Source organism: Myroides sp. A21 (genome assembly GCF_000807225.1).
Taxonomy (GTDB): domain Bacteria; phylum Bacteroidota; class Bacteroidia; order Flavobacteriales; family Flavobacteriaceae; genus Flavobacterium; species Flavobacterium odoratimimum.
On sequence record NZ_CP010327.1, the window covers coordinates 2,175,978 to 2,201,864 of the forward strand.

The window sequence follows — 25,887 nt, forward strand, 5'->3', positions numbered from 1 at the left end:
ATGTCCTATATCGTGTAGTATGTTATGGTTTATGATTATAGGATTTGATATATAGGGGTTAAAATCTTTTCTTTGGAACAACTAAACTCTTTAACTAGATGATTGCACAAGAAAAGAGATTGTCCTATCAGTATTCATTAGGACATCTGATACTAAATATATTGTTGACCATTCTGTTTTGTAGCATTGCTACAATCAGTCAGGATGTTGGTGATTATTGGTTTGTGATTATAAAGTATGTAATTACGGTGTTAGTTACATGTATAACAGTGAGTCAGGTTATATATCTCTGTACTGCTTATATAAGAGGAGATAAGCTGATACTCAAAAAGTATTTTAGAAGTGAGAAACAGTATACAGCTAAGCAGTTAGTCAATATAAAAAAGTATAATCTTGGACGTATTCACCTCATCATGGTATCTATGAAGAGTGTAGATGGAAGCATAGAAAGATATATGATTATGAATATCTATGCATGGTATGCACAGTCTGTATATGATGCAGAAGAGGAATTGAGTAATTGGTCTAAGAAGTAAAGAACAGTGTTATAACCTGAAGTAGATAGAATAAAAATATCCCCCATTAGAATAGATAAGGTATTGGGAATGGTGATGTAAGTAATCTATAAAAAAGAGAGTTTTGGGAGCATTCTCTTGATATGACAATAATAGATTACCTTACAGGAAATACAATACTTACCTACTAATGAGGGATACGATGTGCGCAGTGCTGGGGAGAACACTGAGTTAGTAAAGACCTTTTATAAACTGATAGTCTTTTTCTTCTTTAATTTCTTTTTTCCACATCTCTTTATTCTTAGAAGAGTAGAGATAGATTTTAATCACCTTAGAAATGATAACACCTGAGATGATCAGTATGGCTAAGATGAGAAATAGTGATATCGTAATGATCATAATCTTCTTATTTAATTTTTAAGATATATTGAGTCAGATCTTCCATATCCGTATCATTGATCTGAGGGAATGGAGGCATCTGTGGTGCATCAGGACGTTTCTTACCTGGAGACTTAATCCACTTGATTAGATCCGTTTTATTGTCTGCATATATTTCTTGCATTTCTGTCACAGGAGGCCCTACTAGTGGTGTCTTCTCTTTATGGCAGGCAGCACAGTAGCTATTAAAGACTGCTTTACCCTTAGCTGTATTATCACCAGAAGCTTCGGCAGTAGCTATCGCTTGTTTTTCTTCTTCTTGTTGGTTAGCTGCTTGTTCTCTAGCTTCTTTTGATGCTTGTTCAAATTCGGCTGTCTTTTGAGCCATCAGTTCTCGGTGTGGATTGATAGCATTCGCTCTATAGACATGACGTCCACTTCCCATGAATACGACTACAATTCCCATAGAGATCACTATTCTTCTGAAGTATCTGTCTAGTTGGTCATCTGTACCTCTTAGTGTTTTGATCATATAGTACACTGCGTATACTGCCACTGCTACACCTGATAAGATCACTCCCATCATAGCCCAACTAAATCCTTTGGCAGGTAAAGTAGCCATCACGATAGGACCAAATAGGAATTGAGCTACAGATGCTCCTAACGCTAACTGATACCCAAGACGTTTAACCTTCGCTCTAGTGAATACTTTAAAGTATTCTTCAAAAGGATAGTTCTTACGCCCCATATACCAAGTGATAAATAGACCTGTCAAGGCTAGTGATGCACAGATAAAATGGAAGTATCTCGGGAATACATTTGGCAGGGCTAAAGCAGATAAGAATCCTCTTACACTCATCCATTTCTCAGGGAATAGCATCAGATTGATATTCACTAAGAAGATTAGGGGAATGAATAAGAACATAATCACTGCTAGAGCATTGATAGATATGTGTAACAATTTCATATTCGCCATTGCTTCCCAAGTGTACTTGTGTAAGTAGGTCAATAGGAAAACAATCGCTACCATAGGGATAATCAATATCCACATAATCCCTGTCAAGGAGTTAGCTGTGTAAAAATAAATGGTGTACAGTGCATTAATACTCAGTAGGGGAGCTACCCCTAGTACTACAGCTAATGATTTGTTTACTGTTATTGTCGCAGCTATTTCTTGTGCCAGTACATCGTATTCTTTGTTTTTAAGCCCTTTTATTTCTGCCCATAGCGTGGCTATAGAACCTCCTACCATTAAGTTTACAAACACAATATGTGCTAAGAATGAAACTACTAATAGAATAACTAGTAACCACTCTGGTAATGGTAAGTCTAAGGGTATATCTTTAGGTAATGGAGTATTATTCATTTTTGTTATTGTTTAATTTTTGTTCTATAAAATGTTCTACAGAGTGAGTAGGGTTAAGATGTGCTCCAGCACTCTGCGCCCCTTCTAGTGTCGCACCACTCTGTTGTAAATAGAAAATATAATGGGCTAGTGCATCTAGTTCTTCTTCGTTACCTGGATAAGGAGGCATATAGGTTCTACCGTTGTGCATATTAGGTATATACGCTTTCATCGAGTTGATATCTAAAGGCTTTCCTATTCCATACATTTTTTCGAATACATATATGATAGAGTTAATCCCCTGACTGGTATGACATCGAGAACACGCTATCATAAACACATCTTTACCAGCCTCTAGTTTATTCTCTTCTGTAATCTCTGTGATAGAGGTATAAGTAGAGTGCTTCAGTATACCGTCTCGCTGTAGCAGAGGATAGTCTTCTTCTCTGATCAGGTTAGAGTACATATAGTTACCGATGACATAAGGCTTACGGATAAATTCTCGTACACGTTCGAATATTCCTAAGAAACCAAGCGATAGTACAAAAGGAATAATCACAATGATAAGATTGACTTTCTTAGGTTTCCACAGTGTCCAGATTGCTAACAGAGCTAGTGAGCTAGTTGCTATTAGGATAATGTATTTTAATAAATCATAGTATTTAGCAAAGTCCATAGTACCTACCGCTGTACTCATATTCGCTGTCATCGCATCAGGTATCACGTTATAGTAATAAATAGAAGCTAGAATAGATAGTGGTAACCATAGTAATACCCATATAGCTGTAGTCTTAAGAGCCGTAGGTCTGATAGCACTAGACTTCTTAGTGAACAACATAATCAGTAAGAAACCAAAGGCTCCTGCTACAACCATCGCTGTAGGTGTTCTAAATAATAGCTGAGGTAAGTAAATAGGGTTAGTCAATGCACTTACTAAAGATTGTTCTTGTATCCAGTTACCAGGATCCATCATAAATCCTAATATCGCTACGATAATAGCCATAGTCAGCCATGAGAATCCAGAAAGGAACCAACCGAATCGGATATGGCGTTGTTTAGCACGTAGAGATTTATTAGAGTTCTTCCATGTTAAGAAATAGATCATGATAAAAACTACTTCTAATACGAATACAATCCATTCTGTAAACCATCCCCAGTAGAAAACACGGATTAAACTACCAATAGAGTTAGGACTAATTAGTGCTGCTGAGAACCATATACCGACTCCTGTCATCGCTCCCATCGTGGTCGTGATCACAAAGCCGACCATCATCATACGGTGTACCATCTTATCCCAGGCAAGATCAGTGATGTCTTCTGGTCCACTTTTGACTACTCCTTGTTGTTCTAATAATGTAATATAAGGCAAGAACCCAACGGCTAGCCCATGGTTTATAAATACGTGAATAATCGCTATCATCGCAATGAGGAAACGATCGTTCAACCAGTCTAAATGAAATAGAGGGAAATCCATAATGTATTATTTTTCAGCAAAGTTAGAACCCTACCTACTGAAATATATTACACTAAACGTGGTGATATTTACACTAATCAATTTAGAACAGTGTGATAAAAGCGAATTGTATTTAAGTAATCAATTCTTAGTTCTGTTTTCTGAATTCTTCAGGGGATAGCCCTGTATTCTTTTTAAAGAATCTAGAGAAGTAAGCATTGTTCTTAAAGTCGAGTTCATAAGAGATCTCTGTAATCGATAAATCGGCATTGACCAATAATCGTTTACATTCTAAGATCACTCTGTTACGGATAACTTCACCTGCTGTTATTCCTACTACCTTTTTGCATAAAGAGTTGAGGTGATTAGGAGTGATGTGTAACATATCAGCGTATTCTCCAGGTAATCTCTTCTCTATAAAATGGTCTTCTACTAGCTTCTCAAAATTCTTAATGATGAAGTGTGCACCCTTTGTCTCATTTGGTTCTTCTGGCTCGAATACTTTCTTGACTAAGAATAGCTGTGTCTCTAAGAACAGTTCTAGCATTAAGACTTTGATATAGTCTTTCTGTAAAGGTTGGTTTTCTGTATAGGCATAATACATCTTTTCGAACTTCGTGTGTAGTGTCTCATAGCACTTCTCACAAGAGAACTTAGAGTACTGTGCATTACCTCCGAAGAAGGTAAACTCCTTTAGATAGTTCGGATTAACTAAGAATGTACGCAGAAAGTTATCATTGAAATTGATAAGAAACCCTTTGGTACCAGGTTCGAATTCCCATTTGTGTACTTGCGAAGGGTTGAGATAAAATAAGCATTTCTCCTCAATAGAGAATTTCTCAAAGTCAATAGAGTGTATTCCCTTCCCTTCAGCTACGAAGAGGATTTGATAGAATGCATGTCTGTGAGGAGCAGATACCATATTCGGTCTATTAGAAATAAACTCTTCAAGTCGATATACTACACAGTCTTGTGATATATTATTATTGTCGAGTAGGTTACAGATGTTGTAAATTGGAATACTATTGTTCTCCATATTTCTAATATTTTAGGCAAAGATAGGAATATGTTAAATTCTTTAAATGGTGATTGAATAGAAATAAGTTATGGTGTGATTAAGATTTAGTACTTTAGACTAGTATAATCTGAAATACGAGTTAGGATGGAAATAAAGATAACTACAGAGATAGATGATCATAATGCGATGGCGATTAAGGAGATATTATCTTCTTATAATGTAAGTCATACGACACATTTATCAGATTGTATCAATGAATCACTAGAGATTACTTTAGTAGAAGAAGGAGAGGTGATAGGCGGGATATTAGGACGTTCATTATGGGGAACGCTAGAGATACAGAACCTCGCTGTGAAAGAGAGTTATAGAGGACAAGGCCTTGGTAAGAAACTCATGTTAGCAGCAGAGCGGGTAGCTGTAGAACGCAACTGTAAGTATATATCACTGAATACTTTTTCGTTTCAAGCTTCTGACTTTTACCAATCTCTAGGTTATGAGATTTTCGCAGAAGAGAAGGATTATCCGTTAGGGTATTCTAAGATATATCTGCGTAAGGTGTTGTAGGGAATTATATGTATTGAGTGAGGTCAAGGTACATTTGTCTTGTATCTTTATTTTTATCATTATCTGATAAATATTTGAAACCTAATCTTTCGTAAAACAGCAATGATGTTTGATAAGCATCAACTGTTATAAACTTACAAGCTTGATGTTTATTCATTTCAATAGCATTATTGATTATTGTATTAATGATTACTCTGCCTAAACCTAAACCTTTAAATGTTTCGTCAATAGCTAATCTTCCTATTTTAATAGCAGGAAAGGACTTTAGATGTCGTTTAGGATGAGAAAGGAATGTTTTTAAGAATCGATTAATTGCATTTTTACTTGAAAAGGTAGTATCCTCTACACGTAAACAGTCATTAAAAAGAGTGTAATAAGCAATCGTTCGCTCTTGATTTTCTAAAATAAAAGTAGTGGCTAATAATTCTTTTTTATAGTGTAAAGCTTTCTTAAATAAGAAAGAGTTAAGATCTTTATCTCCGCAGTCAAAAGGTTTTAATTCATGACTTTCTAATAGTAGAAGAAAATTTAGTTTAGAAAAGTCAATAATAGGCATATACTAAACTTTCTTAAATAGTGAGTTTAGTATAGAGGCATCTTTGCGAATTTGTTCTAATCTCGCATTGTCTTTAGGGATAGATTTGTTTGCTTCAATTTGTTTTAGAAAACGAGCAGCATCTTTACCTTTTAGAGTGGGTGTTATTTTAATTGGTTTTGCCATTTTATATGTATTTAATGCAAAGATATATAAAAAGTATTTTATAAAGGTTTAATTGATTGATTAAATGTGTGTTAGGTTTGTTTTTTGAAAAGATTAAAAGTGAAGGATATACAGTTTTTTACTCGGTTGAATAGTAGTATCTTTGCACTCCAAAATTAGATACAGTGAATACAACAATAGCATTTATAACTCCTCCGTTTACGCAGTTAAACACACCTTATCCAGCGACAGCATATATTAAGGGGTTTCTGAATACCCTGAATATAGATAGCTACCAAGCAGATTTGGGAATAGAGGTTATATTGAAATTGTTTAGTAAACAAGGTTTGATAGACTTGTTCGACTATGTACATGAACACATAGAAGAGGTCTCTCCTAATATACATCGTATTCTTGCTTTAGAAGAGGATTATATCTCTACTATAGATGCTGTAATAGCTTTCTTACAAGGAAAGAACTCTACATTAGCACATGCTATCGTACAAGAGGATTATCTTCCACGAGCATCTCGCTTTGAACAACTAGAAGAATTAGAGTGGGCATTCGGTACGATGGGAATACAAGATAAGGCGAAGCATTTATCTACACTGTATTTAGAGGACTTGTCTGATCTCATTGTTGAGACAGTAGATACCAATTTTGGGTTTAGTAGATATGCTGAGCGATTAGGTCGTTCTGCTCATACCTTTGATGAGATGTATGATGCATTACACCAACCCTTGACTTATATCGATGAGATTACCCTTGATCTATTGCAACAGCTAATAGATAAGACTAATCCTAAGATAATGGGGTTCTCAGTACCCTTCCCTGGTAATTTATACAGTAGCTTTAGATGTGCTCAGTACATTAAGAAGAATTATCCTCATATCAAAATCACGATGGGAGGAGGGTTTCCTAATACAGAGTTACGCTCATTAAAAGATGTGCGTGTATTTGAGTTCTTTGACTTTATCACCTTAGATGATGGAGAGGCTCCATTAGAGAACTTGATTCTCTATGTAGAAGGAAAGATAGCACAAGAGGAGTTAAAGCGTACGCTTATTGCTAAAGGCAATGAGGTAGTATATATCAATAATCCGCTGAAGCGTGATTATAAACAGGCTGAGGTAGGTACTCCTGATTATTCAGACTTACTATTGACAGAGTATATCTCTGTAATAGAAGTAGTGAATCCAATGCACCGTATGTGGAGTGATGGACGATGGAACAAACTAACGATGGCACATGGATGTTATTGGGGTAAGTGTACCTTCTGTGATATTAGTTTAGACTATATCAAGGTATATGAACCAATAGCGGCAAAGCAGATCGTAGACCGTATGCAGACGTTAATTGAGCAGACGGGAGAGACAGGCTTTCACTTTGTCGATGAAGCGGCACCACCAGCACTAATGCGCGAGGTAGCGTTAGAGATTATCAGACGTAAACTAACGGTATCATGGTGGACGAACATCCGCTTTGAGAAAAGCTTTACGAAAGACTTGTGCTTATTATTAAAAGCCTCTGGATGTGTAGCTGTATCAGGAGGATTAGAGGTAGCCTCAGATAGATTATTAAAATTAATAGATAAGGGAGTTACGGTAGAACAAGTAGCTCGTGTGAATAGAAACTTTACAGAGGCAGGTATCTTAGTACATGCTTATCTAATGTATGGTTTCCCAACACAGACTGCACAGGAGACAATAGACAGTCTAGAGATGGTGCGTCAGTTGTTTGAAGCAGGAGTAATGCAATCGGGCTTTTGGCATCAGTTTGCGATGACTGCTCACTCACCAGTAGGGATGAACCCAGAGGAATACAAGGTAGAGCGTGTAAATGCTGAGATGGGAACATTCGCTAATAACGATGTACCTCACGTAGAGATGAATGGTGCAATACACGATAAGTTCTCCTTTGGACTGAAGAAGTCACTGTTTAACTTTATGCATGGGATGTGCTTTGATATGCCATTACATGAATGGTTTGATTTTAAAGTACCTCGTACGAGTATATCACCTGATTATATATTCAGTTGTTTAAACAACGAACCTTTGACGGTATGTAAACCAAATCAAAAAGTAGTATGGTTAGGGACATTCCCTTATATTGAGTACTTCGAAAAGAAGAAAAAGAATAGAGTGTTTGAAATGGCTCAATTGGTATTCTATACTAAAAAAGAGACGATAGGTGTAGATGTAGATAGAGTGGTAGGGGATTGGTTTGTACATTTTGTCGAGACTTTGAAGGAGAAAGCTTCTCAAACAATGACTTATCAAGAAATGAAAAAGAGCTTTGAAGAGTTTACGAATGAAGACTTTGAGCCATTCTGGTATTCTAAACCAGCACAAGCATTAAAAGATATGGCACTACTAGTGCTTTAGATATAAAAAGCCTCGCATTTACGAGGCTTTGTTTATTTATTGTTGAGGTTTATCTTGTTCTTTTAAACTAATGTTCATAAAGATTGTTCTGTGATTTGCTTTGATAACAGTATCTTTAGCAGGAGTTCTGTTGTATTGTACAGGTTTTAATTTATGAATTGCACCAGTGATAGGGTCAACAATAAGTCCTATAATCCCTCCCAAACCAATATTACCAATGTACCAAGCATTAAAGCTTCTTTCAAAATCAGTTTTATAAGTGTCATATCCTTCACTTGCTATTTTAAGTGTATAAGATTGGTTTTTCTTTAGTTTAGTGTTATATGGTGTCTTACCTACTTCTTTATTGTCTATATAGACTGTAGAGTTCGTAGGAGTAGAGTAGATCTCTATTTTTTGTTTGCTTCCAGATACGATAGTAGCACAACTTGTATTTAATAATAGTAATGCAGAAGAGATTAGTAAGAGTGTTTTTTTCATTAATTGTTATTTTTAAGTGTTTGTGTTTTATAATAATCAACGTTCACTCTATGGCAAGTGCTCCATAGGTTAGGGCGTTTGTGTTTTGTTATTTTAATGACATCTGCTCCAAAGTCTTGAGCAATTTTACGAGCATTATTTAATATATAATTTAGGTTACAGTTGACAGAGAAACCAGAGTCTCCAAATTTGCTACTTCCTACTTTTGTATTTGGTGTAGGAACATCTTCATTCAGTTTAAGTACTATAACTTCTGTATTAAGAGGTGTGTTTACTTTTGCAGTAGTCATAGTAGTACTCATCGAAGAACTGCATGCTCCAAGAGCTATACAAGTGATTAAAAGAAATATTTTTTTCATAATAGGTAAATTTGGGCGTAAATATAGTAGTTAAAAATTATAAAAAAATTAAGAGGATGAAGTATTATAAATATTTATAAGGAGTGATGATTTGTATTTTATATATTCCTTTTAAAAATAGAAAAGCTCCGTTATAAACGAAGCTTTTGGTTTTAATTATAATAATAGCAGTTTTTTATTTCTTGTGCATATTTGCAAAATGCTTAATATCAACTTCTGCATTAGTAAACTCTTTATTACTAGCATTAGTCATAATGTCTCTATCATTGACGAAAGAGTTTATTTTAATAAAAGTCATTAGATTTGGATCATTTAGTTTCTCTACAGTTAAGAAAGCATAAGTTTGATCTGTTGTAATCTTTGGAGAAGTAAATTCTTTGAAGTCTTTTATCTCTAGCTTTTTTAAGATGGTTTTATTCTCTTTACGATCATAAGTACCATAGGTGATGATTACATCTATTGTATGTTCTTGTTCGCTGTATGTTTTAATTGTAAAATGGACATTGTCATCATTAGAAGAAACGTTGTCATCATTAGAACAAGAGAATATCAATAGAAGAAAGAATAGTGAGAATAATTGAGTTAGTCTTTTCATAGTAATTTTTAATTATCAATAAAGATAATGCTTTAAGTGTTATTTAATAGCTAATGCTTTGATTTGTAAACATGTTTTGTAATTACGTGTGGTAGCAGTTACCTTTAGTTTATTCTCTATTAAAGTATTGGTAATCTTCGTTTTTCCATATCCAATATTTGCGACGAGGTATACAGCTGATTCAGTAACTTGAAGTAGTTCTGTGTCAGCTTTTTTGCCTATAAGCATATTTGTACCATCTAGATGTGGTACACTTTCTAAGAAGGTGATATAGAGTCGATTGAGATTTTCTTCTGTTGTAAATGGATTGTCTTTAATAATTCTATCTAGTTGTAATTCCTCGATTGTAATAGTTGGAACATCTAAGTCTAACGTATTAAGTATTGTATTGTGAATATTCTTAGATAAGATAGTACAATCTTGTTCTACTGCTTGATAAACAATATTACCACTCTGAATATAAGTCTGGACATTGTGTAAACCTAAGTCAACACACAATTGTTTTAATACATTCATTTTGATGATGTTCTTGCCACTGACATTTATTCCTCTGAGGAGTGTGATATAAGTTTTCATGATTACTCTTCTAGTTTCTTTAATCCTTGTTCTGTTTTATAAATAATAAATGCTAAACTGAGTATCATCGGTAAGAAGTATATATTGTTTAATAGCTTTGAGTAAGTAGGAAGTAGATAAGAAATACCACTGTATATACCCGTACCTATACCTAAGTATACAAAGTACTTACCACTTAGCTTTTGTGCAAACTCCCAGTTGCGTTGGTTCTTCATTGCACGGTGTGTGCGATACCCTAGTATGCTATTTATTGTTTTAACATGAGGAACTAGTAGTCCTAAGACAATAAATAGACACATAAATATAAGTAGTTCTGTTGCTATCATAGTGTGATTAATTAGTAATGAATAAATAAGTTAACAAAATACTGCCTACGCTTATCCCAATAGGAATTATCCAATCATACCAGCGCATAGGGTCTTTAGAATACCTTAATCTCGCGTAAATACTTGATGCTAATAGAGGGATTATACTGAAAATAAGTATGATAAAATGTATAAACTCTTCTACATGAATAAAATAGAAGACTATTCCCACAAGAGTTAATACTATACCAGTCCAGCGTACTGTTCGGTTAATTATATTAACAGTAGAGGTAATATCATATAGTTTTTTACGTTCATCAGACATCGTGTTGTAGCCTGCTAATAAACCATCAGCATTTTCAGCAGTAAGAAAATAACTTATACCTATGTATATTAAGCCAACAATAATAAAAGCCTCCATATTATTTTTTTATAAAGTTAACAATAGTAGGTACTAGTTCAGTGTGAAGAGGCACATCAGGCTTTGTGTATAGTGCTAAGTTCTCATCCTCTTTTACAACTGTTTTTAGTACGTGATTCATTCCTTTTATTGTCACAAGAGTTGCAGTAGGTACAGCTTGTTTTAAGTTGTCTCCCTGATCTGTTTTGACTTGTAAGTCTTTATCTCCTTGTAAGATTAAAATCGGTTGTTTTACTTTTTTAAGCTCTACAGTAGGATCGTACTTCATCCACGAGATAAGGTAAGGCTGAGCAGAAGTGCGATATAAGCTTTGTAGCATAGGAGGAATGCTATCTACTATTTCGCCTTTTCTAAGTTTAGCGTGAATGTCTTCTATTGATTTTGCAAAGAAAGGCGCTTGTGCCGTTATCTGTTTATACAGTATTTTATCAACTGATTCTCCTGGCCCTTGTAGTGAGATAAGCTTTGATACAGCACTATTGTCTTGGCTAGCCAATGTAGCTACCATGGCTCCTTCACTGTGCCCTATCAAGATAATATTAGGATAGTCCTTTTTGAAATAGTCAATAACTATATTTAAGTCACTCACATTGTCTTCAAACTTAATATCTGCCTCATTAATAGTCTGGTTCTTAATCTGAGCGAACATCCTCTTGTTATACGTGAAGGTGTTGATACCATTCTCTTTTAGCCCTTGGGCAAGGTACTTATACGAGTTCGCATTTACTCCAGCAGGATTGTTTCCATTCTTGTTAGTAGGACCAGAACCCGCTATTATAATAGCGAGTTGTTTACTGTCTTTATTCGCTAAATATAAGTCTCCATCAATTTCACTGTCTACCTGAACAGCTGTTTGTGCAAAGCTAAATGACGTAGCAAAGCATAAGGTAAGTGTAGTTAATAGTTTTTTCATAGTGTTGTTGTGTTGGTTAATATAATGTAGTGATTAGCCTTGTCAGAGTATCTACAAGTAAGATGATTAGTACGAAGACAATAATCATATATTTCTTTTTGAGGTGTGTAGCTAGTTTGAAACCTTGGTAGATATAGTATCCAAAACCAACTAGACAGAGAATACTAGCAAATGACGTAATGATAAAATAAACAAAACCTTGTGGATTACTTTTGAACAATATTTCAGGATTAGCAATATTGTCAATAAGTTGAAGAGAGAAATCACTTAGGTATCCATTGATATCAAATAGTACACTTATATCTAGACATATACGTGCAATCAACACGGTGTTGAGTATATCTATTAGTCGAGTCTTTTTGTTGATGATTTTTCCAAATACAAATAAAGCAAGTGTCATTACTATTGTTGTGATAGCAAAGTCACTCAAGGTTTGGACAAGTGTAGGTGCTGATTTGAGAGTTACTTGTTTTAGAATTGCTATACTACGCATATGAGTTAATAGTTGAAGACAACTAATAACTACTCCAGTTAGTACACCGATTGCTAAGAGCGTTTTATCTTGTATGCTTTCAAATGGTTTAAGAATATAGTTTTTTGTCATAAGGTTGTTGGTTAGTAGTTGATTATTCTTTTTTCTGTAGTTGCTGGATATGTTCTATCATGTCATCTAGTTTGTTTCGAACAGTAGGGTAACTGATATTCATCTGTTGTGCCATTTGCTTTAGACTCCCACTGTTTAGAAAGAAAGCCAGTATAAATTCTTGTTCTTCTCTACCCAACTGTAAGAGGAGTGGGAGAGAGAAGTTACCATTGACAATAGTCTGACAGTGCTCACAAGAAAGCTGGGTGACCTTTAGTTCACTTTCACAACTAGGGCAATGTATAGGTAGTTTGGGCTTAATTGACATAATGTGGATAGTTTGTTTAGTTTTATTGAAGTCTAATTTAATAAAATTAATATTTATATCAAAATAGTTAATTAAAATAAATGAGAATGATACTTCTATAAAACAAAAAAATCCCAAGTATAACACTTGGGATTTAATGGTTCTTATCTAAGAATATTTTTATTCATAATATGCACTAGCAGTAGCTTCTACTGCCGCTGCGTCAGCTGCTACAGCAGTAGCTGCTGCATCTACTGCATAGTCATAAGGACTACTGTAGTATGACATTACATTATACTCATTGTTTGGGTATAAGTTTTCTAGTTTTATTTTTTTACTAGCCAATGGGTTTAAACTATGGTCTCCTTTTTTAACCTTCGCTTCCATTTTAAATACCTCTTTATTATCATCCGTATTTAAAATACTGATCGTATAAGTACCTTTTTTATTACTTAGTACTGTGTACTTAGAAGTATCTTCAGAAGCTTCGTATGAAGAATAATAGTTGTATGGCTCATAATTAAAGTCTACTATACCTACAGAACCATCTACTAATGTTCCGTCCTTAAAAGTAGCTTGATACTTCACCTTACCATTTTCGTAGTATTGGTATGCTCCATCTAGCTCACTATCTGTAAGATTATATTTATACACTATAGCTTCTGTCTCTGCATGATAGATAGTTCTCTCAAATGAAGTACTAGTTCTATAATGCTCTTCCATCAGTAAGTTTGTAGGAGAATAAGCATCGTCTACATTGTAAACTTTTACATAAGTTAACTCTCCATTCTCAAAACCTTTAGTGGTGAAGTTTATATATGACGCCTCAGTTAACACTCCTTCATAAGGAACTCCTTCATGATAAGTCAGCGTAGATAATACTTCTCCTTCACTATCGTAGTAAGTAGACACACCGTGTATCACATTGTCTTTATATTCACTAGATGTTTTCAGAGTACTATTCTCATAAGATTCTATTTTAGTAAGTTCTCCTTTATCATCATAGTAGTTGATATTGATAATCTCATCTCCACTAGAGTACTTAATAGTCTCTTTACCTACTTTATGTCCGTTTTTATAAACAGTTTCTGTTTTGTAATACGAGTCTATGATAGTCACTGTTCCTTCATAAGGCACACCATCTTTATAAGTAGCTGTAGAGATTACCTCTCCTTTTTCATTATAGAATTTACCTTGCTTATTATAGTCGATATCAGCCTGTAAGAAATAAGAGTTACTAGCGTATGAGTTACTACCTGTTTTTAACGCATATCCCTTTTTAGAAAGTAGGTTTCCATCTTGTAGTTTCTCTATAGAAGTTACTTGTTTATCATAAGATAGCTCTATACGAGTTCCTGTCTGAGCGATATAGTCATACGTACCTATTTCTTTCCCTGTTTTGTCGAAATGTGTTTCTTTTACAGGAGTATAAGAGTAGGAGTTAGGTGAGTAAGTAGATACCTTAGCTTTTTTACCATTGTCATGATATTCTACTTCTTTGATTAACGCATTGTTAGAATAGTATGACTCTGTTGACAATACTGCTTTATCAGCATTAGTATCATAATCAGCTTGATATACTAATAATTCTTTTTCATACTTAGCAACAGTAGAAATCAAATCATTAGATAATACATATCTAGTACCAGTGATATAAGACATAGATCCATAGATAGGGTCTAGTTTAAAGTCAATACGACCTATCTCTTTCCCTTTTTGGTCATAGTATACAGAAGTATTGTTTTTTGTAACCTCGAATACTTTACCGTTTTCATACGTTTCTGTTCTTTCTACTAGTTTGCTGTTTTTATAGATAGAGCTTACATTCCCTACTATCATAGTCCCTTCTTTAGGAGTATATCCATCCTCGTTATAAGTGATTTGTCCTTTAGAACTACCATCTTCATTGAAGTATTCTACTTTTTGGATATAACTCTCTTCATTGCTATACGTGATAGATTTCACTGCATTCTTTTTAGGGAATGTATAGTATTCTTTTACCAGTACAGGTACGTTTTGTTTATAAGTATAGATAGAGTAGATCTCATCAGGATGACTATCATACGTATTGAATATGTAGTTCGTTCCTTCCTGATAAGTAGAGTATCCATCGTCTTCTAGTTTACTCGTAAAGGTACCCATTTCTTTACCCGCTTGATCATAGTATACATCTGTTGTTACATTAGCGACAGTTGTAGATTTACTCTTCACTTTTCCTGTTGTATAGTAAGCCACAGTAGAGATCATCGTTCCTTCTCCATATTCGCTGATAGACTGTACTGTGAAGCTGTCATAGTCTAATGCAGTCACGTACCCATCATAAGGTGTCCCACCACTATAAGTAGCTTGTTGCTTTACCTCTCCATTTACATCGAAGTATTTCTCCCCTGTGATATAATTATTCTCATCGAAGAAATAGGCGATATAGTTCTTTTCATTTTTAGGATTGATGATCTCATAGCGAGTATATATACCTCCTTCAGCTTCTACATAGATATATGTTCCTTGCCAGTTATAAATAGCCTGACCATCTTGGATCATATTATCACTATAAGTACATATATATTTATTGCCATTACGAGGATCTATAGTCTCTGCCTTAGCGATCATATTATCCTGATCATATGTATAAGTAGCGTCTATTTTTCCTTCTTTATTATAGTAGTTTACAGCTCCTGTGTATAGAACTTGTCCTCCTTCTTGAAGAGTTCCTTTCCCTTTACTTTCTATCTTCTTAGAAGCTGCATTATATACCTCTATTGATTTTAGTGTCGGTTCGCCTTTGATATCTTTTGCAATTTTAAAAGATTCAGCATTTTTTCTAGCTGTTACATAGTCATAGCTATCTACCCAGATAGTATCTCGTGCTACCTGACTGAACATCGGTGTAGAGAATAAAATGGCTAATGAGAAAATCTTTTTAATCATAGGTTCTTTTTTAAATGGTTTTGTTTGTGTCTTATCGAGGGTAAAAGTAAAGAAGTCTCCCTTATTATTTTCGCATATTAGCAATATTTTATGGTCTGATTCACAAAATCACTATTTTCAGTGAGGCGCTTAGTGCGTATCTGGACTAGCTCATATTATTAAATCTGTGTTATCTATTTGATCAAAAGGAGTATTACATTTGTAGTAACAGTAAAGGATAATAGTCTAAAGTAAAATCTAACTGTTGTTTAGTTCATGATATCCCTTAGTAACAATCTTTGGGATATCCTTTTTTTAAATCGAGAAGTATGAAAACTAGAATAAAGGATAATTTAGCAAGTTTAGAAAAGCGTATTACAGCAGCATGCGCACACAGTGGTCGTTCTAGAGATGAGGTACAACTATTGCTCGCTACTAAGACGGTAGATGCAGATAGAATAAAGATAGCGATAGAGGAGGGATACCCTCTGATAGGAGAGAATAAGGTACAAGAGCTAAGGGATAAGTATGAAGGTATAGGTACAGATAATTGTACTAGACACTTTATCGGACATCTACAGACCAACAAGATCAAAGATATCCTGAAGTATGGAGTAACTTGCATAGAGTCTATAGACCGCATCAGTGTAGTAGAAAAATTACAACAACTCTTAGAACGAGATAACAGAACAATAGATGTATTAATCCAAGTGAATACTTCTGATGAAGATAGCAAGTTCGGGGTAGCACCAGAAGCGGCTGTTGAGTTTATAAAAGAAGTCGCTACGTATGATCGATTACACATCAAGGGACTAATGACAATTGGCTTATTCAGCGCAGAAGAGAAGTTGGTACGCCCTTGTTTTAAAATACTAAAGAAAGTACAACAAGAGGCGATAGCGCTCCAACTGCCTAATGTAGAAATGAAAGAACTCTCTATGGGGATGAGCCATGACCTAGAAATAGCGATTGAAGAAGGGGCTACCATCGTTAGAGTAGGTACTGCCATCTTCGGTGAACGTATCTATCCAGATAGCTACTACTGGAACGAAGAGAAGAATATAAAGTAACTCAATTCAATAAAAAAGCCTTCTTTTGATCAACAAGAGAAGGCTTTTTAAATTTATATATAAAAACTACAATGAGGAAGTTATTCCACTACCTCAATTTTTTTCTTTTTAAATAATAGGTTGCTATTCATCAGTACGATAGCGCCTAGTATCATTAATATTCCCATCCATTGAATGAAGATAACTTCTTCTTTTAGAACAAAGAAAGCTACTGTCACAGAAGCAGGTAGTTCTAATGAAGAGATAATACTTCCTAGGCCAACTCCTGTCAATGGGAATCCCATATTCAAGAATATAGGAGGTAATACAGTACCGAATAAGGCTAATATAAGTCCCCATCCGTAGAAGATACTCCAGTCAAAATCACGGATACCAGAAGTATTGTCAGAGAACATCGTATAGAAGCTCATCATCGCATCAGAGTTATTAGGCCCTATCTGTGTTATGATCACAAAGATAGATACAATAGTCGCTGCACCACATAGCATAAACATACTTCGCTTAGGAGCTGCTAAGTGATTAGCGATACGCCCTGAAGCAAATAACGTAGTAGCAAAAGAGCACGCTGCCATAAAACCAAATATCACTCCTCTAATATCTAACTTGATTTCACTAAACAATACATTAGTCGCTAATAATGTCCCTGATAAGATTAAGATAACAGAGATTATTTTTAAGAGATTAGGAAACGTTTTAGTCGCGATACTGTCTAATACGATACCGATCCATACAGACTGCATTAAGAGAACTACTGCGATAGAAGCATCGATATAACTCACAGCCATATAATATAATACAGAAGTGAATCCCATCGAAGTACCAGCTAAGATTAATTGTCTAATATCTTTAGAAGTCGCCTTTTGTTCATCACTAGACTTCTTGCGTAGCACATTGATTAAGGTCACACAGATTAACCCAATAAGTACTTGAGACAATGTTACTTCTGCAGTCGTATATCCCTGTGCATAAGCCAGTTTTACGAACGAAGCTAACATACCGAAACTAGACGCTCCGATAGCAACTAAGAAAACACCTTTTGCTGTATTTTGTTCTTTCATTTTTATTACTTTTTGCGTGGCAAAGGTAGTCATATTTTTTTCAGCAGTCTAGGACAAATGTCTAGCACTATACTTCGGTTAGGAATTAGAAATTATAAATTAAGAATGTTTGTTTTAATGCTCCTATAAGCCATCTATATCTAGGTTGGCTTGCACTTTCTAGAGGTTTGCTAGGAGTATCCTTGGGGTTTGCTTGCCTAGAAGGCTATTTTGTCGAAGGAATGTGCAAGAATACCCCTAGCAATGTGCTAGTATAGTAAAATGAAATAGAAAGATTAGCTAGTAGAAAGTGTAATGCAGGGATGGTGTAGAGATAAGAAAGGACTTTTAGATAAGTCACTAAAATCAAGTGAAAAACTAAGGAAGTATAGTTGAGATAATAGTATATTGGATAAAAGGAAAGGAATATTACAAAACGAGGGGATCTGTTTGTAAAAAAGAAAAGCCCATAACATCACTGTTATGGGCTTCTCTGGAAGTGCTATAATCTTATTTCAGATTGTTGAAATTTCTTTTTACGAAGGCAGTAAGTTCTTCACCTTTTAATAAACCTTGAGATAGTTTTGCAAGGTCCATTGCTTGTTTGATACTTTCTGTTCTAGTTGCTTCATCAGCATTACCGATGATGTTAGATGCTAGAGGAGAGTTTGTGTTCACCACTAGGTTATACATCTCAGGGAAGTTACCCATACCGAACATACCTCCACCACCTGACTGGCTCATTTCTTTCATACGACGCATAAACTCAGGCTGTGTAATGATGAATGGCTCTGCTGTGCTGTCCATAGCTTCTAGCTTCACAGTATATTTATCTTTAGGTACGATATTCTCTACGATCTCTTGTAATGATTTTTGTTCATCTTCAGATAATCTAGAGATTTCAGAATCCTCTTTCTTAATCAAGTTATTGATATGGTCAGAGTCTACACGTACGAAAGTAGTTTTCTCATTATCGCTTTCTAACTTTTGGATCAAGTGAGATACGATAGGAGAGTCTAATAATAATACTTGGTATCCTTTCTCTTGTGCAGCTGCGATATAGCTGTGTTGAGCATCTTTATTAGAAGCATATAAGATTACTAGATTACCGTCTTTGTCAGTTTGGTTATCTTTAGTAGCTTCTTTTAATTCTTCTAATGTATAGAATTTATTATCTACAGTAGGGTAAAGCATGAATGCTCCTGCTTTTTCGTAGAACTTCTCTTCAGATAACATACCGTATTCTAGTACGATTTTGATATCATTCCATTTGCTTTCGAAGTCTTCTCTATTTTCGTTAAATAACGATTTTAACTTATCAGCTACTTTACGAGTGATATAGTTAGAGATTTTCTTCACATTACCATCAGCCTGAAGGTAAGAACGAGATACGTTCAATGGGATGTCTGGAGAGTCAATAACTCCTTTTAACATTGTCAAAAAGTCAGGAACGATACCTTCTACATTATCCGTTACGAATACTTGGTTTTGGTATAATTGGATTTTGTCTTTTTGCATTTGAAGATCAGCACTTAACTTAGGGAAGTATAAGATACCTGTAAGGTTAAATGGATAATCTACATTTAAGTGGATATTGAATAAAGGATCTTCGAATTGAGTAGGGTATAACTCTTTATAGAAATTCTTATAATCTTCATCACTTAAGTCAGCAGGTTGTTTTGTCCATGCTGGGTTAGGATTATTGATAATAGTATCTACTTCTACTTTATCATCTCCTTCGCCTTCTTCATGCGTACCGAACTTAATAGGCACAGGCATGAATTTATTGTATTTTACTAATAACTCACGGATTTTATAGTCTTCTAAGAAGTCTAGTGAATCCTCCGCAATGTGTAATACAATCTCAGTACCTCTAGTCGTTTTGTCGCATGCTTCTAAAGTGTACTCTGGGCTACCATCACAAGTCCAATGTGCAGCAGGCTCATCTTTAAATGATTTAGTGAAGATTTCTACTTTATCCGCTACCATAAAAGCAGAGTAGAACCCTAGACCAAAGTGTCCGATGATACCTGTGTCTTTAGCCGAATCTTTATATTTCTCTAAGAACTCTTCAGCTCCAGAGAAAGCAACTTGATTAATGTATTTTTCTACTTCTTCTTTAGTCATCCCTAGACCTTGGTCTATGATGTGAAGTTTTTTATTGTCTTTGTCTATTTTAACTTCAATGATAGGGTCTCCATATTCTACATTAGCCTCCCCTATACTCGTTAAATGTTTTAGTTTTAATGTAGCATCAGTAGCATTAGATACTAACTCTCTTAAAAAAATTTCGTGATCACTGTAAAGGAACTTTTTAATAAGTGGGAAGATGTTCTCCACTGTAACGTTAATTTTTCCAGATGTCATAGTTGTATGTTTAATGTTATTTGAATTTTTAATATTTTTACAGTGTTGTAAGGACAAAAAAGATACCAAAGCAAAAAGAGTGTCACTTTGTCAGAAAACTCAAGGTTATCTTATTTCTTCGTAACTTTGAGAAGAGTATCGCGCAAAAGAAAACGTAACAATAATAAAAAATCTATGAAAAAATTAGTATTATTTGGTGCACTGGCTCTTGCAGTAGCATCGTGTAAGCCTACTATGGACACAAAATCTCAGGTAGGGATAAAAGGGAATTGGACTTTAACGGATATCAAGCACATCGGTGGTGAGTTCGTAAAAGTGAGTTCATTTAATATTGCTGATTCACAATGTTTTATTGGGAGCCAATGGAAATTCGTTTCTAACAATAATACAGGTGTAGTAGAATTGACAAAAGGAGGAGACTGTCCTAGTTTTGCAAGTGATTTTAAATGGACTGTTACTCCGAATGGTAACTTCGAATTTAAATTCGTCGATGAGGGTGTCAAAGCTAAAAATGTAACAACAGGGTATTCTCTACGTGTGAAGAATCAAACAGCTAATACATTTGAGTTAGTTGATAAATTCTATGCAGGTGGACAATCGTATGATGTGACATACCGCTTTACTAAGAATTAATTTACCTTTTAAAACAAAACAATAAAACAAGATGAAAAAAACAGCCACATTTATATTAGCAGGAACATTATTAATCTCTTCAGTATCTTTAACAGGATGTGAAGCTGCTAAAAACTCTAATAAGACACAACGTGGTGCTGCTATCGGTGCTGCAGGTGGAGCTATTATCGGAGGGATCTTAGGAAACAATATCGGTAAAGGAGGTAACGGTGCTCTAGGTGCTGTACTAGGAGGTGTAATCGGTGGTGCTGCTGGAGGAGTGATCGGAAACAAGATGGATAAGCAAGCACGTCAGATCGAAAACACGGTACCTGGTGCTCAAGTAGAACGTGTAGGAGAGGGAATCAAGCTAGTGTTAGGAGAGAATTCTGTAAACTTTGATTTAAACTCTTCAACGTTAACACAAAGAGCAAAAGATAATTTAGACAAGTTAACTACAGTATTTAAAGATCCTGAGAATCAAGATACAGATATCGAGATATACGGATATACGGATAATACAGGTAGAGAAGAGTATAACTTAAGCTTATCTAAAAAACGTGCAGCATCTGTAAGACAATATTTAGCGTCTAAAGGTGTAGCTGCTAATCGTATGAAGACAGATGGTTTCGGTGTAGCTGACCCTATCGCTTCTAACGATACGAAAGAAGGACAAGCTAAGAATAGACGTGTAGAGTTTGCGATTAAAGCAAATGATAAAATGATCAGAGATGCTTATAACGAATCTGGTTCTTACTAATCAGATGAATATGATACAAAAAAAGGTTCCTTAAAAAGGAACCTTTTTTATTGGTAATAATTGAAACAAAATTAATATTACTAGCAGTCAGAGCATTTAAGGGTAGAGTCCTCTTGCATCTCGTACCAATGCGCTCCAGCTGTAAGTGTCTCGTTTGATTTTATCAATGCTTTTACTGGTTCACTGATGTATACTTTTTTTCCTTTTGGGATGTAAATAGTGTATACTATTTTTGCATTTTCAGTATCTGCATTTGTTTTGTTTTCTGGAAATAGATTGTTAGAAATGATTAATTGATTCCCTTCTTGATTTAAGTTGGTTAAGTTCAAATCTATCTCTATTATCTTGTTTTTCTTTTTATTGATAGTAAAGTCTTTAACTTCTGAAGTACCGTATATTTCGTTTTGAAATGTTGGTAAAATCTCTATTTCGATAGGCAAAAGAGAGTTGATCTCCTTTACTTCAAACCCTTCTGTTTTTGACTTATCTGATTTGAAATAATCCTCTGTTACTAATGTGATTTTGATTTCATCAGTAGTGTCATCAAAGCTGAATTCTGAGGTAGCCTTAGCAGACTCTGTATATTCAGTTCTATAGACGTGTCGAGATTCATAGTTTTTAGCATTTAAGAATGGTATAGAGAATAAACCTAAAGAAATAAACCACAGTAGTAATAACCCAATTATGATTAGGGCTACATACTTAATGTTAGTATAGATCATGCGTAACCCTATAATTAACAATCCGATGAAAGGAAGGGTAACTAAAGAAGTTAGTAATAAGGTACTCACCCAAAATGGATAAACTCCTGCAGAAAGTAAAGGAAATTCAGAACCTATTTCTTCTAAGATAATTTCTTTATTAATCAAGGCTGCAGAAATACCAATTATGCTTGAAAATATGGACAATACACTGATGACGATAAAGAAGATACCGATGATATTTAGGATTATTTTACCACTGCGTTCACCAGCTCTTTTCGTTTGATTTTTGATATGCTCGTAGTCTACATCATTGATTTTGCTCGTTACATAATTAACATTCTCCATTACCTTTTTCTCAATAGTAGAGATGTTTATAGGCTCTCTTTTCATTTCTAAGATCTGAGAAGTAGTCTTCGCTTCTGGTACGATAATCCATAAGATAAGGTATAATAAAACTCCTGTTCCGTAGAATAATACTAATATCATAAAGATAATTCTCATCCATACCGTGTCTATCTTAAAGTAGTGACCTAGACCAGCTAATACTCCACCTACCATAGCATTCTCACCATCTCGGTATAGTTTTTTGGTGCCTGTGTAGACATATTTAGTCTCTGTTTTTGCAGTTGGCTCTTCATCTATTATATAGTCTTCTGGACTTCCCATAATAGAGATCACTCTGTCTACATCAGCTATTGTGATTACTTGATTAGAGTCTGTAATATTCTCAGAGAATAGTTCTGCTATTCTGATTTCAATATCATGAATGATTTCGTCCTGTTCTTCTTTAGGAAACGAACGTTTGATTGCCTTTAGATATTGATCTAGTTTTAGATAAGCATTTTCATCTATGTGAAAAACTGATCCTGCTATATTGATTGTAAGTGTTTTATTCATCGTTCATTTTTTTAGTAGTTATTTCTTTTACTGCGTTAGCTAACTCATACCATGTTTTAGCTAATTCGTCTAAAAATAATTCTCCTTTTTCGGTTAGCTTGTAGTATTTGCGTGGAGGTCCAGAACTGGACTCTTCCCATCTATAAGCTAGGTAATCATCATTTTTTAATCTAGTTAGTAAAGGATATACTGTACCTTCTACCACTACCAACTTGACGCTTTTTAATTCGTCTAGTATTTCTGAGGTATAACAATCTCTCTCTTTAAGAATAGAAAGAATGCAAAACTCTAAAATACCTTTTCGCATTTGAGCTTTTGTGTTTTCTATATTCATGGTAATAGTGTTTCTTATTTTCTATAGCAAAGATATATCTAAAGGAAGGTACTTTGTATTGCATAGTACTGTTTTTTAACGCAGAATTAACTTTTATTAAAATTATGTTAGGGATAAACATTTTTTGTATATTTAGTAAAAATCTAAGTTTTATGAAGTTTAACGTATCGAGTATTAATAAGTTTTTGTTTTTTAAATTGCCATCTGCTTATTGGACAGGTGTGCGTATGAAAGAAATATCTGATGTAAGGGCAGTTACGACTGTTAAGCATGGTTGGAAAAATCAGAATCCATTTAATTCTATGTACTTTGCTGTACAAGCTATGGCAGCAGAATTATCTACAGGAGCATTAGTTATGCGTAAGATTGCAGAGAGTGGAGAGAAAATATCTATGCTAGTAGCCAATAATAATAGTAGTTTTACCAAGAAGGCAACAGGGCGCATCTTTTTTGAATGTGTAGATGGAGCCTTATTAGATGAAGCAATAAAGAAAACAATAGATACTGGTGAAGGGGTCACTGTATGGATGAAGAGCATTGGAAGAAATGCGGATGGTGATCAGGTGTCTGTTATGAACTTTGAATGGACATTAAAAATAAGAAGTAAAAAATAATGAAGGTACTGATAACAGGTGCTACTGGTTTTATCGGGAGTAGAGTAACTCAATCTCTAATCAATCAAGGTCATGAAGTACATTACCTTACACGCTCTTTAGGGAAGAATGAGGTAAAGGGTGCAAAAGAATTTGTATGGGATCCTTATAAAGGAGAAATCGATATCGCTTGTTTAGAAGGAGTAGAAGCTATTATTCATCTTGCGGGGTCTAGTATAGCCGATTCTTGGTCTAAGGCTGGTAAGAAGTTAATATTAGATAGCCGTATTATACCAACTGCTTTTCTGTATCAAGTGCTGAAAGAAAATATGCACCAGATAAAACATATTATTGGGGCATCTGCTATAGGTATTTACAGTAATATAGCTGAGGTACAAGATGAAGAACATTATCAAAAAGCTACTAACTTTTTAGGAAATGTAGTAGAACAATGGGAAAGAGGTAATTTAGCTTTTAGAGAATTGGGACTTAAGGTGAGCCTTGTGCGTATAGGTTTAGTATTAGATTTGCACGAGTGCGCATTAGCTACGATGATAAAACCTGTTAGACTATGGTTAGGAGCACCTATTGGTACAGGGCAGCAGTATTATTCTTGGATTCATATTGATGATTTAGTAAACTTGTTTGTCTATGTCTTAGAGCGTGGGCTAGAGGGAATTTATAATGGCGTAGCTCCAGAGCCTTTGACGAATAGAGCGTTTACAAATAGTTTAGGTGAAGCAATGGGGAAGCCTATTTGGCTACCTGCTATACCAGAAAGCGTTATTCGAGTAGCTCTAGGAGAAAAAGCAATCTTAGTAACGGAAGGACAAAAAGTAAGTAGTGAAAAGATTATCAGTTCAGGATTTGATTTTAAATTTAAGACGTTAAAAACGGCTTTAAAGGACTTTTTTAAAGGATAAAGAAGAAGTACAGTAGATAACGATAGAAGGAAACTTTAGGAAACTAGAGTTTCCTTTTTTTATGGAGTGTGATATAAATCGCTATTTTGAGTGAATAAGTGAGGTAATTAGCACGAATATAGCTTAATAATGAAAATGTCATAATGACAGATTGACTAAGTTGGCAAAGGATTTGCTATGAAGTTAAGAGTTAATAAGAATAATAAATACACAATCATGAGTACTGAAAATAAAGATATAAATAAAGAACAAGAAGAAATTCAACAAGAAGTAGTACAAGATACTGCTGAAACACAAGAGAACGTAGAGCAAGAAGTGCAGAGTGCAGAAGAATTACTTGCTGAACAATTAGCAAGTGAAAAAGATAAAAATTTACGTTTGTTTGCTGAATTTGAGAACTTTAGAAAGCGTACTGCTAAAGAGCGTTTAGAGCTTTTAAGTACTGCTAGTGAAGGTGTGATGTTATCTTTATTGCCTGTGTTAGATGATTTTAACCGTGCTATTATAGAATTAGAAAAACATGGAGAGAGTGATCATCTTACAGGGATTAAGTTAATCGCTACTAAGTTTACAGATACATTATCTAGCAAAGGGTTAGTAGAGGTAGAGATAAAGGTAGGAGATGACTTTAATGCCGATTTGTCAGAAGCTGTGACACAAATTCCTGCAGGAGATGAGATGAAAGGTAAAGTGGTAGACGTTATAGAAAGAGGATATAAACTAGGAGAGAAGGTTATTCGTTTCCCTAAAGTAGTTATAGGACAGTAATCTTTCTAAAATAGGAAGT

General features: G+C 34.7%; 29 protein-coding genes. 9 read left to right on the forward strand and 20 right to left on the reverse strand.

What is annotated here, in order from left to right; genetic code table 11:
* Window positions 1-98: 98 nt before the first annotated feature.
* Window positions 99-536: a hypothetical protein gene (locus MYRA21_RS09905; RefSeq protein ID WP_006260649.1), complete on the forward strand. Its 438-nt coding sequence runs from the start codon at window positions 99-101 to the stop codon at window positions 534-536.
* A 210-nt stretch (window positions 537-746) separates the two neighbouring features.
* Here the strand turns inward: MYRA21_RS09905 and MYRA21_RS19155 are convergent, their stop codons facing one another.
* From MYRA21_RS19155 to MYRA21_RS09920, 4 genes are all read right to left on the reverse strand, one after another.
* On the reverse strand, window positions 747-914 hold the full coding sequence (locus MYRA21_RS19155) for a hypothetical protein (protein WP_006257085.1): 168 nt from the start codon (window positions 912-914) through the stop codon (window positions 747-749).
* Between the two features lie 7 nt (window positions 915-921).
* Window positions 922-2,259, reverse strand: coding sequence for a c-type cytochrome (locus MYRA21_RS09910; protein WP_006260650.1), 1,338 nt, complete (start codon window positions 2,257-2,259; stop codon window positions 922-924).
* Window positions 2,252-3,712 (reverse strand): cytochrome c, encoded by a 1,461-nt coding sequence (locus MYRA21_RS09915; protein ID WP_006257083.1) that lies wholly within the window; start codon window positions 3,710-3,712, stop codon window positions 2,252-2,254. Before MYRA21_RS09915 ends, MYRA21_RS09910 begins: the two co-directional genes overlap by 8 nt.
* 127 nt (window positions 3,713-3,839) lie before the next feature.
* Complete coding sequence (locus MYRA21_RS09920) at window positions 3,840-4,727, reverse strand: helix-turn-helix domain-containing protein (RefSeq protein ID WP_006257082.1); 888 nt, start codon at window positions 4,725-4,727, stop codon at window positions 3,840-3,842.
* 126 nt (window positions 4,728-4,853) lie between these two features.
* Here MYRA21_RS09920 and MYRA21_RS09925 point away from each other — a divergent pair, with 126 nt between their 5' ends.
* On the forward strand, window positions 4,854-5,273 hold the full coding sequence (locus tag MYRA21_RS09925; protein WP_006260651.1) for a GNAT family N-acetyltransferase: 420 nt from the start codon (window positions 4,854-4,856) through the stop codon (window positions 5,271-5,273).
* Between the two features lie 4 nt (window positions 5,274-5,277).
* Here MYRA21_RS09925 and MYRA21_RS09930 read toward each other — a convergent pair whose 3' ends face one another.
* Both MYRA21_RS09930 and MYRA21_RS19160 read right to left on the reverse strand, forming a co-directional pair.
* Window positions 5,278-5,829 (reverse strand): GNAT family N-acetyltransferase, encoded by a 552-nt coding sequence (locus tag MYRA21_RS09930; RefSeq protein ID WP_006260652.1) that lies wholly within the window; start codon window positions 5,827-5,829, stop codon window positions 5,278-5,280.
* A gap of 3 nt (window positions 5,830-5,832) precedes the next feature.
* On the reverse strand, window positions 5,833-5,994 hold the full coding sequence (locus MYRA21_RS19160) for a hypothetical protein (RefSeq protein ID WP_006260653.1): 162 nt from the start codon (window positions 5,992-5,994) through the stop codon (window positions 5,833-5,835).
* Between the two features lie 164 nt (window positions 5,995-6,158).
* Here MYRA21_RS19160 and MYRA21_RS09935 point away from each other — a divergent pair, with 164 nt between their 5' ends.
* Window positions 6,159-8,357, forward strand: a complete 2,199-nt coding sequence (locus MYRA21_RS09935; protein ID WP_006260654.1) for a radical SAM protein — start codon at window positions 6,159-6,161, stop codon at window positions 8,355-8,357.
* 36 nt (window positions 8,358-8,393) lie between these two features.
* Here MYRA21_RS09935 and MYRA21_RS09940 read toward each other — a convergent pair whose 3' ends face one another.
* From MYRA21_RS09940 to MYRA21_RS09985, 10 genes are all read right to left on the reverse strand, one after another.
* Window positions 8,394-8,837 (reverse strand): PEGA domain-containing protein, encoded by a 444-nt coding sequence (locus MYRA21_RS09940; protein ID WP_006257078.1) that lies wholly within the window; start codon window positions 8,835-8,837, stop codon window positions 8,394-8,396.
* Window positions 8,837-9,196 (reverse strand): hypothetical protein, encoded by a 360-nt coding sequence (locus tag MYRA21_RS09945; protein ID WP_006260655.1) that lies wholly within the window; start codon window positions 9,194-9,196, stop codon window positions 8,837-8,839. The genes MYRA21_RS09940 and MYRA21_RS09945 overlap by 1 nt, the downstream gene beginning before the upstream one ends.
* Before the next feature lie 175 nt (window positions 9,197-9,371).
* Window positions 9,372-9,791, reverse strand: a complete 420-nt coding sequence (locus tag MYRA21_RS09950; RefSeq protein WP_006260656.1) for a hypothetical protein — start codon at window positions 9,789-9,791, stop codon at window positions 9,372-9,374.
* 39 nt (window positions 9,792-9,830) lie between these two features.
* Window positions 9,831-10,367, reverse strand: a complete 537-nt coding sequence (locus tag MYRA21_RS09955) for a DUF1697 domain-containing protein (protein ID WP_006260657.1) — start codon at window positions 10,365-10,367, stop codon at window positions 9,831-9,833.
* A 2-nt stretch (window positions 10,368-10,369) separates the two neighbouring features.
* Window positions 10,370-10,693 carry an SdpI family protein gene (locus MYRA21_RS09960; RefSeq protein ID WP_006260658.1) on the reverse strand — a complete coding sequence of 108 codons (324 nt, stop codon included), beginning with the start codon at window positions 10,691-10,693 and terminating at the stop codon, window positions 10,370-10,372.
* A 7-nt stretch (window positions 10,694-10,700) separates the two neighbouring features.
* A complete protein-coding gene (locus MYRA21_RS09965; protein ID WP_006260659.1) occupies window positions 10,701-11,093 on the reverse strand; it encodes a DUF3784 domain-containing protein in 393 nt (130 codons plus the stop codon).
* Window position 11,094: 1 nt separating this feature from the next.
* Window positions 11,095-12,006 (reverse strand): carboxylesterase, encoded by a 912-nt coding sequence (locus tag MYRA21_RS09970; protein WP_006260660.1) that lies wholly within the window; start codon window positions 12,004-12,006, stop codon window positions 11,095-11,097.
* A 16-nt stretch (window positions 12,007-12,022) separates the two neighbouring features.
* Complete coding sequence (locus tag MYRA21_RS09975) at window positions 12,023-12,610, reverse strand: hypothetical protein (RefSeq protein WP_006260662.1); 588 nt, start codon at window positions 12,608-12,610, stop codon at window positions 12,023-12,025.
* 22 nt (window positions 12,611-12,632) lie between these two features.
* Complete coding sequence (locus MYRA21_RS09980; RefSeq protein WP_006263001.1) at window positions 12,633-12,917, reverse strand: DUF2089 family protein; 285 nt, start codon at window positions 12,915-12,917, stop codon at window positions 12,633-12,635.
* Window positions 12,918-13,076: 159 nt separating this feature from the next.
* Window positions 13,077-15,824 carry a toxin-antitoxin system YwqK family antitoxin gene (locus tag MYRA21_RS09985; RefSeq protein WP_006260664.1) on the reverse strand — a complete coding sequence of 916 codons (2,748 nt, stop codon included), beginning with the start codon at window positions 15,822-15,824 and terminating at the stop codon, window positions 13,077-13,079.
* A gap of 308 nt (window positions 15,825-16,132) precedes the next feature.
* Here MYRA21_RS09985 and MYRA21_RS09990 point away from each other — a divergent pair, with 308 nt between their 5' ends.
* The gene (locus MYRA21_RS09990) at window positions 16,133-16,873 is read left to right on the forward strand and encodes a YggS family pyridoxal phosphate-dependent enzyme (RefSeq protein WP_006260665.1); all 741 of its coding nucleotides are present in this window, start codon (window positions 16,133-16,135) and stop codon (window positions 16,871-16,873) included.
* 80 nt (window positions 16,874-16,953) lie between these two features.
* Here the strand turns inward: MYRA21_RS09990 and MYRA21_RS09995 are convergent, their stop codons facing one another.
* Complete coding sequence (locus tag MYRA21_RS09995; RefSeq protein WP_006260666.1) at window positions 16,954-17,931, reverse strand: DMT family transporter; 978 nt, start codon at window positions 17,929-17,931, stop codon at window positions 16,954-16,956.
* Between the two features lie 489 nt (window positions 17,932-18,420).
* Window positions 18,421-20,277, reverse strand: coding sequence for a molecular chaperone HtpG (gene htpG / locus MYRA21_RS10000; RefSeq protein WP_006257065.1), 1,857 nt, complete (start codon window positions 20,275-20,277; stop codon window positions 18,421-18,423).
* A gap of 87 nt (window positions 20,278-20,364) precedes the next feature.
* Between htpG and MYRA21_RS10005 the strand changes: the two genes are divergently transcribed.
* Complete coding sequence (locus MYRA21_RS10005; protein ID WP_006257064.1) at window positions 20,365-20,910, forward strand: lipocalin family protein; 546 nt, start codon at window positions 20,365-20,367, stop codon at window positions 20,908-20,910.
* Window positions 20,911-20,941: 31 nt separating this feature from the next.
* The gene (locus MYRA21_RS10010) at window positions 20,942-21,649 is read left to right on the forward strand and encodes an OmpA family protein (protein ID WP_006257063.1); all 708 of its coding nucleotides are present in this window, start codon (window positions 20,942-20,944) and stop codon (window positions 21,647-21,649) included.
* Window positions 21,650-21,729: 80 nt separating this feature from the next.
* Here the strand turns inward: MYRA21_RS10010 and MYRA21_RS10015 are convergent, their stop codons facing one another.
* Together MYRA21_RS10015 and MYRA21_RS10020 are read right to left on the reverse strand one after the other, a co-directional pair.
* Complete coding sequence (locus MYRA21_RS10015) at window positions 21,730-23,250, reverse strand: PspC domain-containing protein (RefSeq protein WP_006260668.1); 1,521 nt, start codon at window positions 23,248-23,250, stop codon at window positions 21,730-21,732.
* Window positions 23,243-23,584 carry a PadR family transcriptional regulator gene (locus MYRA21_RS10020; RefSeq protein ID WP_006257061.1) on the reverse strand — a complete coding sequence of 114 codons (342 nt, stop codon included), beginning with the start codon at window positions 23,582-23,584 and terminating at the stop codon, window positions 23,243-23,245. The genes MYRA21_RS10015 and MYRA21_RS10020 overlap by 8 nt, the downstream gene beginning before the upstream one ends.
* A gap of 152 nt (window positions 23,585-23,736) precedes the next feature.
* Between MYRA21_RS10020 and MYRA21_RS10025 the strand changes: the two genes are divergently transcribed.
* From MYRA21_RS10025 to MYRA21_RS10035, 3 genes are all read left to right on the forward strand, one after another.
* On the forward strand, window positions 23,737-24,198 hold the full coding sequence (locus MYRA21_RS10025) for a DUF4442 domain-containing protein (protein ID WP_006260669.1): 462 nt from the start codon (window positions 23,737-23,739) through the stop codon (window positions 24,196-24,198).
* The gene (locus tag MYRA21_RS10030; RefSeq protein WP_006260670.1) at window positions 24,198-25,100 is read left to right on the forward strand and encodes a TIGR01777 family oxidoreductase; all 903 of its coding nucleotides are present in this window, start codon (window positions 24,198-24,200) and stop codon (window positions 25,098-25,100) included. The genes MYRA21_RS10025 and MYRA21_RS10030 overlap by 1 nt, the downstream gene beginning before the upstream one ends.
* Window positions 25,101-25,277: 177 nt before the next feature.
* A complete protein-coding gene (locus MYRA21_RS10035) occupies window positions 25,278-25,868 on the forward strand; it encodes a nucleotide exchange factor GrpE (RefSeq protein ID WP_036496601.1) in 591 nt (196 codons plus the stop codon).
* Window positions 25,869-25,887 lie beyond the last annotated feature (19 nt).

Excerpts from the sequence above, each read along its gene's own strand:
- MYRA21_RS09905 (WP_006260649.1), top strand. The coding sequence starts at position 99 with ATGATTGCACAAGAAAAGAGATTGTCCTATCAGTATTCATTAGGACAT.
- MYRA21_RS19155 (WP_006257085.1), bottom strand. The coding sequence starts at position 914 with ATGATCATTACGATATCACTATTTCTCATCTTAGCCATACTGATCATC.
- MYRA21_RS09910 (WP_006260650.1), bottom strand. The coding sequence starts at position 2,259 with ATGAATAATACTCCATTACCTAAAGATATACCCTTAGACTTACCATTA.
- MYRA21_RS09915 (WP_006257083.1), bottom strand. The coding sequence starts at position 3,712 with ATGGATTTCCCTCTATTTCATTTAGACTGGTTGAACGATCGTTTCCTC.
- MYRA21_RS09920 (WP_006257082.1), bottom strand. The coding sequence starts at position 4,727 with ATGGAGAACAATAGTATTCCAATTTACAACATCTGTAACCTACTCGAC.
- MYRA21_RS09925 (WP_006260651.1), top strand. The coding sequence starts at position 4,854 with ATGGAAATAAAGATAACTACAGAGATAGATGATCATAATGCGATGGCG.
- MYRA21_RS09930 (WP_006260652.1), bottom strand. The coding sequence starts at position 5,829 with ATGCCTATTATTGACTTTTCTAAACTAAATTTTCTTCTACTATTAGAA.
- MYRA21_RS19160 (WP_006260653.1), bottom strand. The coding sequence starts at position 5,994 with ATGGCAAAACCAATTAAAATAACACCCACTCTAAAAGGTAAAGATGCT.
- MYRA21_RS09940 (WP_006257078.1), bottom strand. The coding sequence starts at position 8,837 with ATGAAAAAAACACTCTTACTAATCTCTTCTGCATTACTATTATTAAAT.
- MYRA21_RS09945 (WP_006260655.1), bottom strand. The coding sequence starts at position 9,196 with ATGAAAAAAATATTTCTTTTAATCACTTGTATAGCTCTTGGAGCATGC.
- MYRA21_RS09950 (WP_006260656.1), bottom strand. The coding sequence starts at position 9,791 with ATGAAAAGACTAACTCAATTATTCTCACTATTCTTTCTTCTATTGATA.
- MYRA21_RS09955 (WP_006260657.1), bottom strand. The coding sequence starts at position 10,367 with ATGAAAACTTATATCACACTCCTCAGAGGAATAAATGTCAGTGGCAAG.
- MYRA21_RS09960 (WP_006260658.1), bottom strand. The coding sequence starts at position 10,693 with ATGATAGCAACAGAACTACTTATATTTATGTGTCTATTTATTGTCTTA.
- MYRA21_RS09965 (WP_006260659.1), bottom strand. The coding sequence starts at position 11,093 with ATGGAGGCTTTTATTATTGTTGGCTTAATATACATAGGTATAAGTTAT.
- MYRA21_RS09970 (WP_006260660.1), bottom strand. The coding sequence starts at position 12,006 with ATGAAAAAACTATTAACTACACTTACCTTATGCTTTGCTACGTCATTT.
- MYRA21_RS09975 (WP_006260662.1), bottom strand. The coding sequence starts at position 12,610 with ATGACAAAAAACTATATTCTTAAACCATTTGAAAGCATACAAGATAAA.
- MYRA21_RS09980 (WP_006263001.1), bottom strand. The coding sequence starts at position 12,917 with ATGTCAATTAAGCCCAAACTACCTATACATTGCCCTAGTTGTGAAAGT.
- MYRA21_RS09985 (WP_006260664.1), bottom strand. The coding sequence starts at position 15,824 with ATGATTAAAAAGATTTTCTCATTAGCCATTTTATTCTCTACACCGATG.
- MYRA21_RS09990 (WP_006260665.1), top strand. The coding sequence starts at position 16,133 with ATGAAAACTAGAATAAAGGATAATTTAGCAAGTTTAGAAAAGCGTATT.
- MYRA21_RS09995 (WP_006260666.1), bottom strand. The coding sequence starts at position 17,931 with ATGAAAGAACAAAATACAGCAAAAGGTGTTTTCTTAGTTGCTATCGGA.
- htpG (WP_006257065.1), bottom strand. The coding sequence starts at position 20,277 with ATGACATCTGGAAAAATTAACGTTACAGTGGAGAACATCTTCCCACTT.
- MYRA21_RS10010 (WP_006257063.1), top strand. The coding sequence starts at position 20,942 with ATGAAAAAAACAGCCACATTTATATTAGCAGGAACATTATTAATCTCT.
- MYRA21_RS10015 (WP_006260668.1), bottom strand. The coding sequence starts at position 23,250 with ATGAATAAAACACTTACAATCAATATAGCAGGATCAGTTTTTCACATA.
- MYRA21_RS10020 (WP_006257061.1), bottom strand. The coding sequence starts at position 23,584 with ATGAATATAGAAAACACAAAAGCTCAAATGCGAAAAGGTATTTTAGAG.
- MYRA21_RS10025 (WP_006260669.1), top strand. The coding sequence starts at position 23,737 with ATGAAGTTTAACGTATCGAGTATTAATAAGTTTTTGTTTTTTAAATTG.
- MYRA21_RS10030 (WP_006260670.1), top strand. The coding sequence starts at position 24,198 with ATGAAGGTACTGATAACAGGTGCTACTGGTTTTATCGGGAGTAGAGTA.
- MYRA21_RS10035 (WP_036496601.1), top strand. The coding sequence starts at position 25,278 with ATGAAGTTAAGAGTTAATAAGAATAATAAATACACAATCATGAGTACT.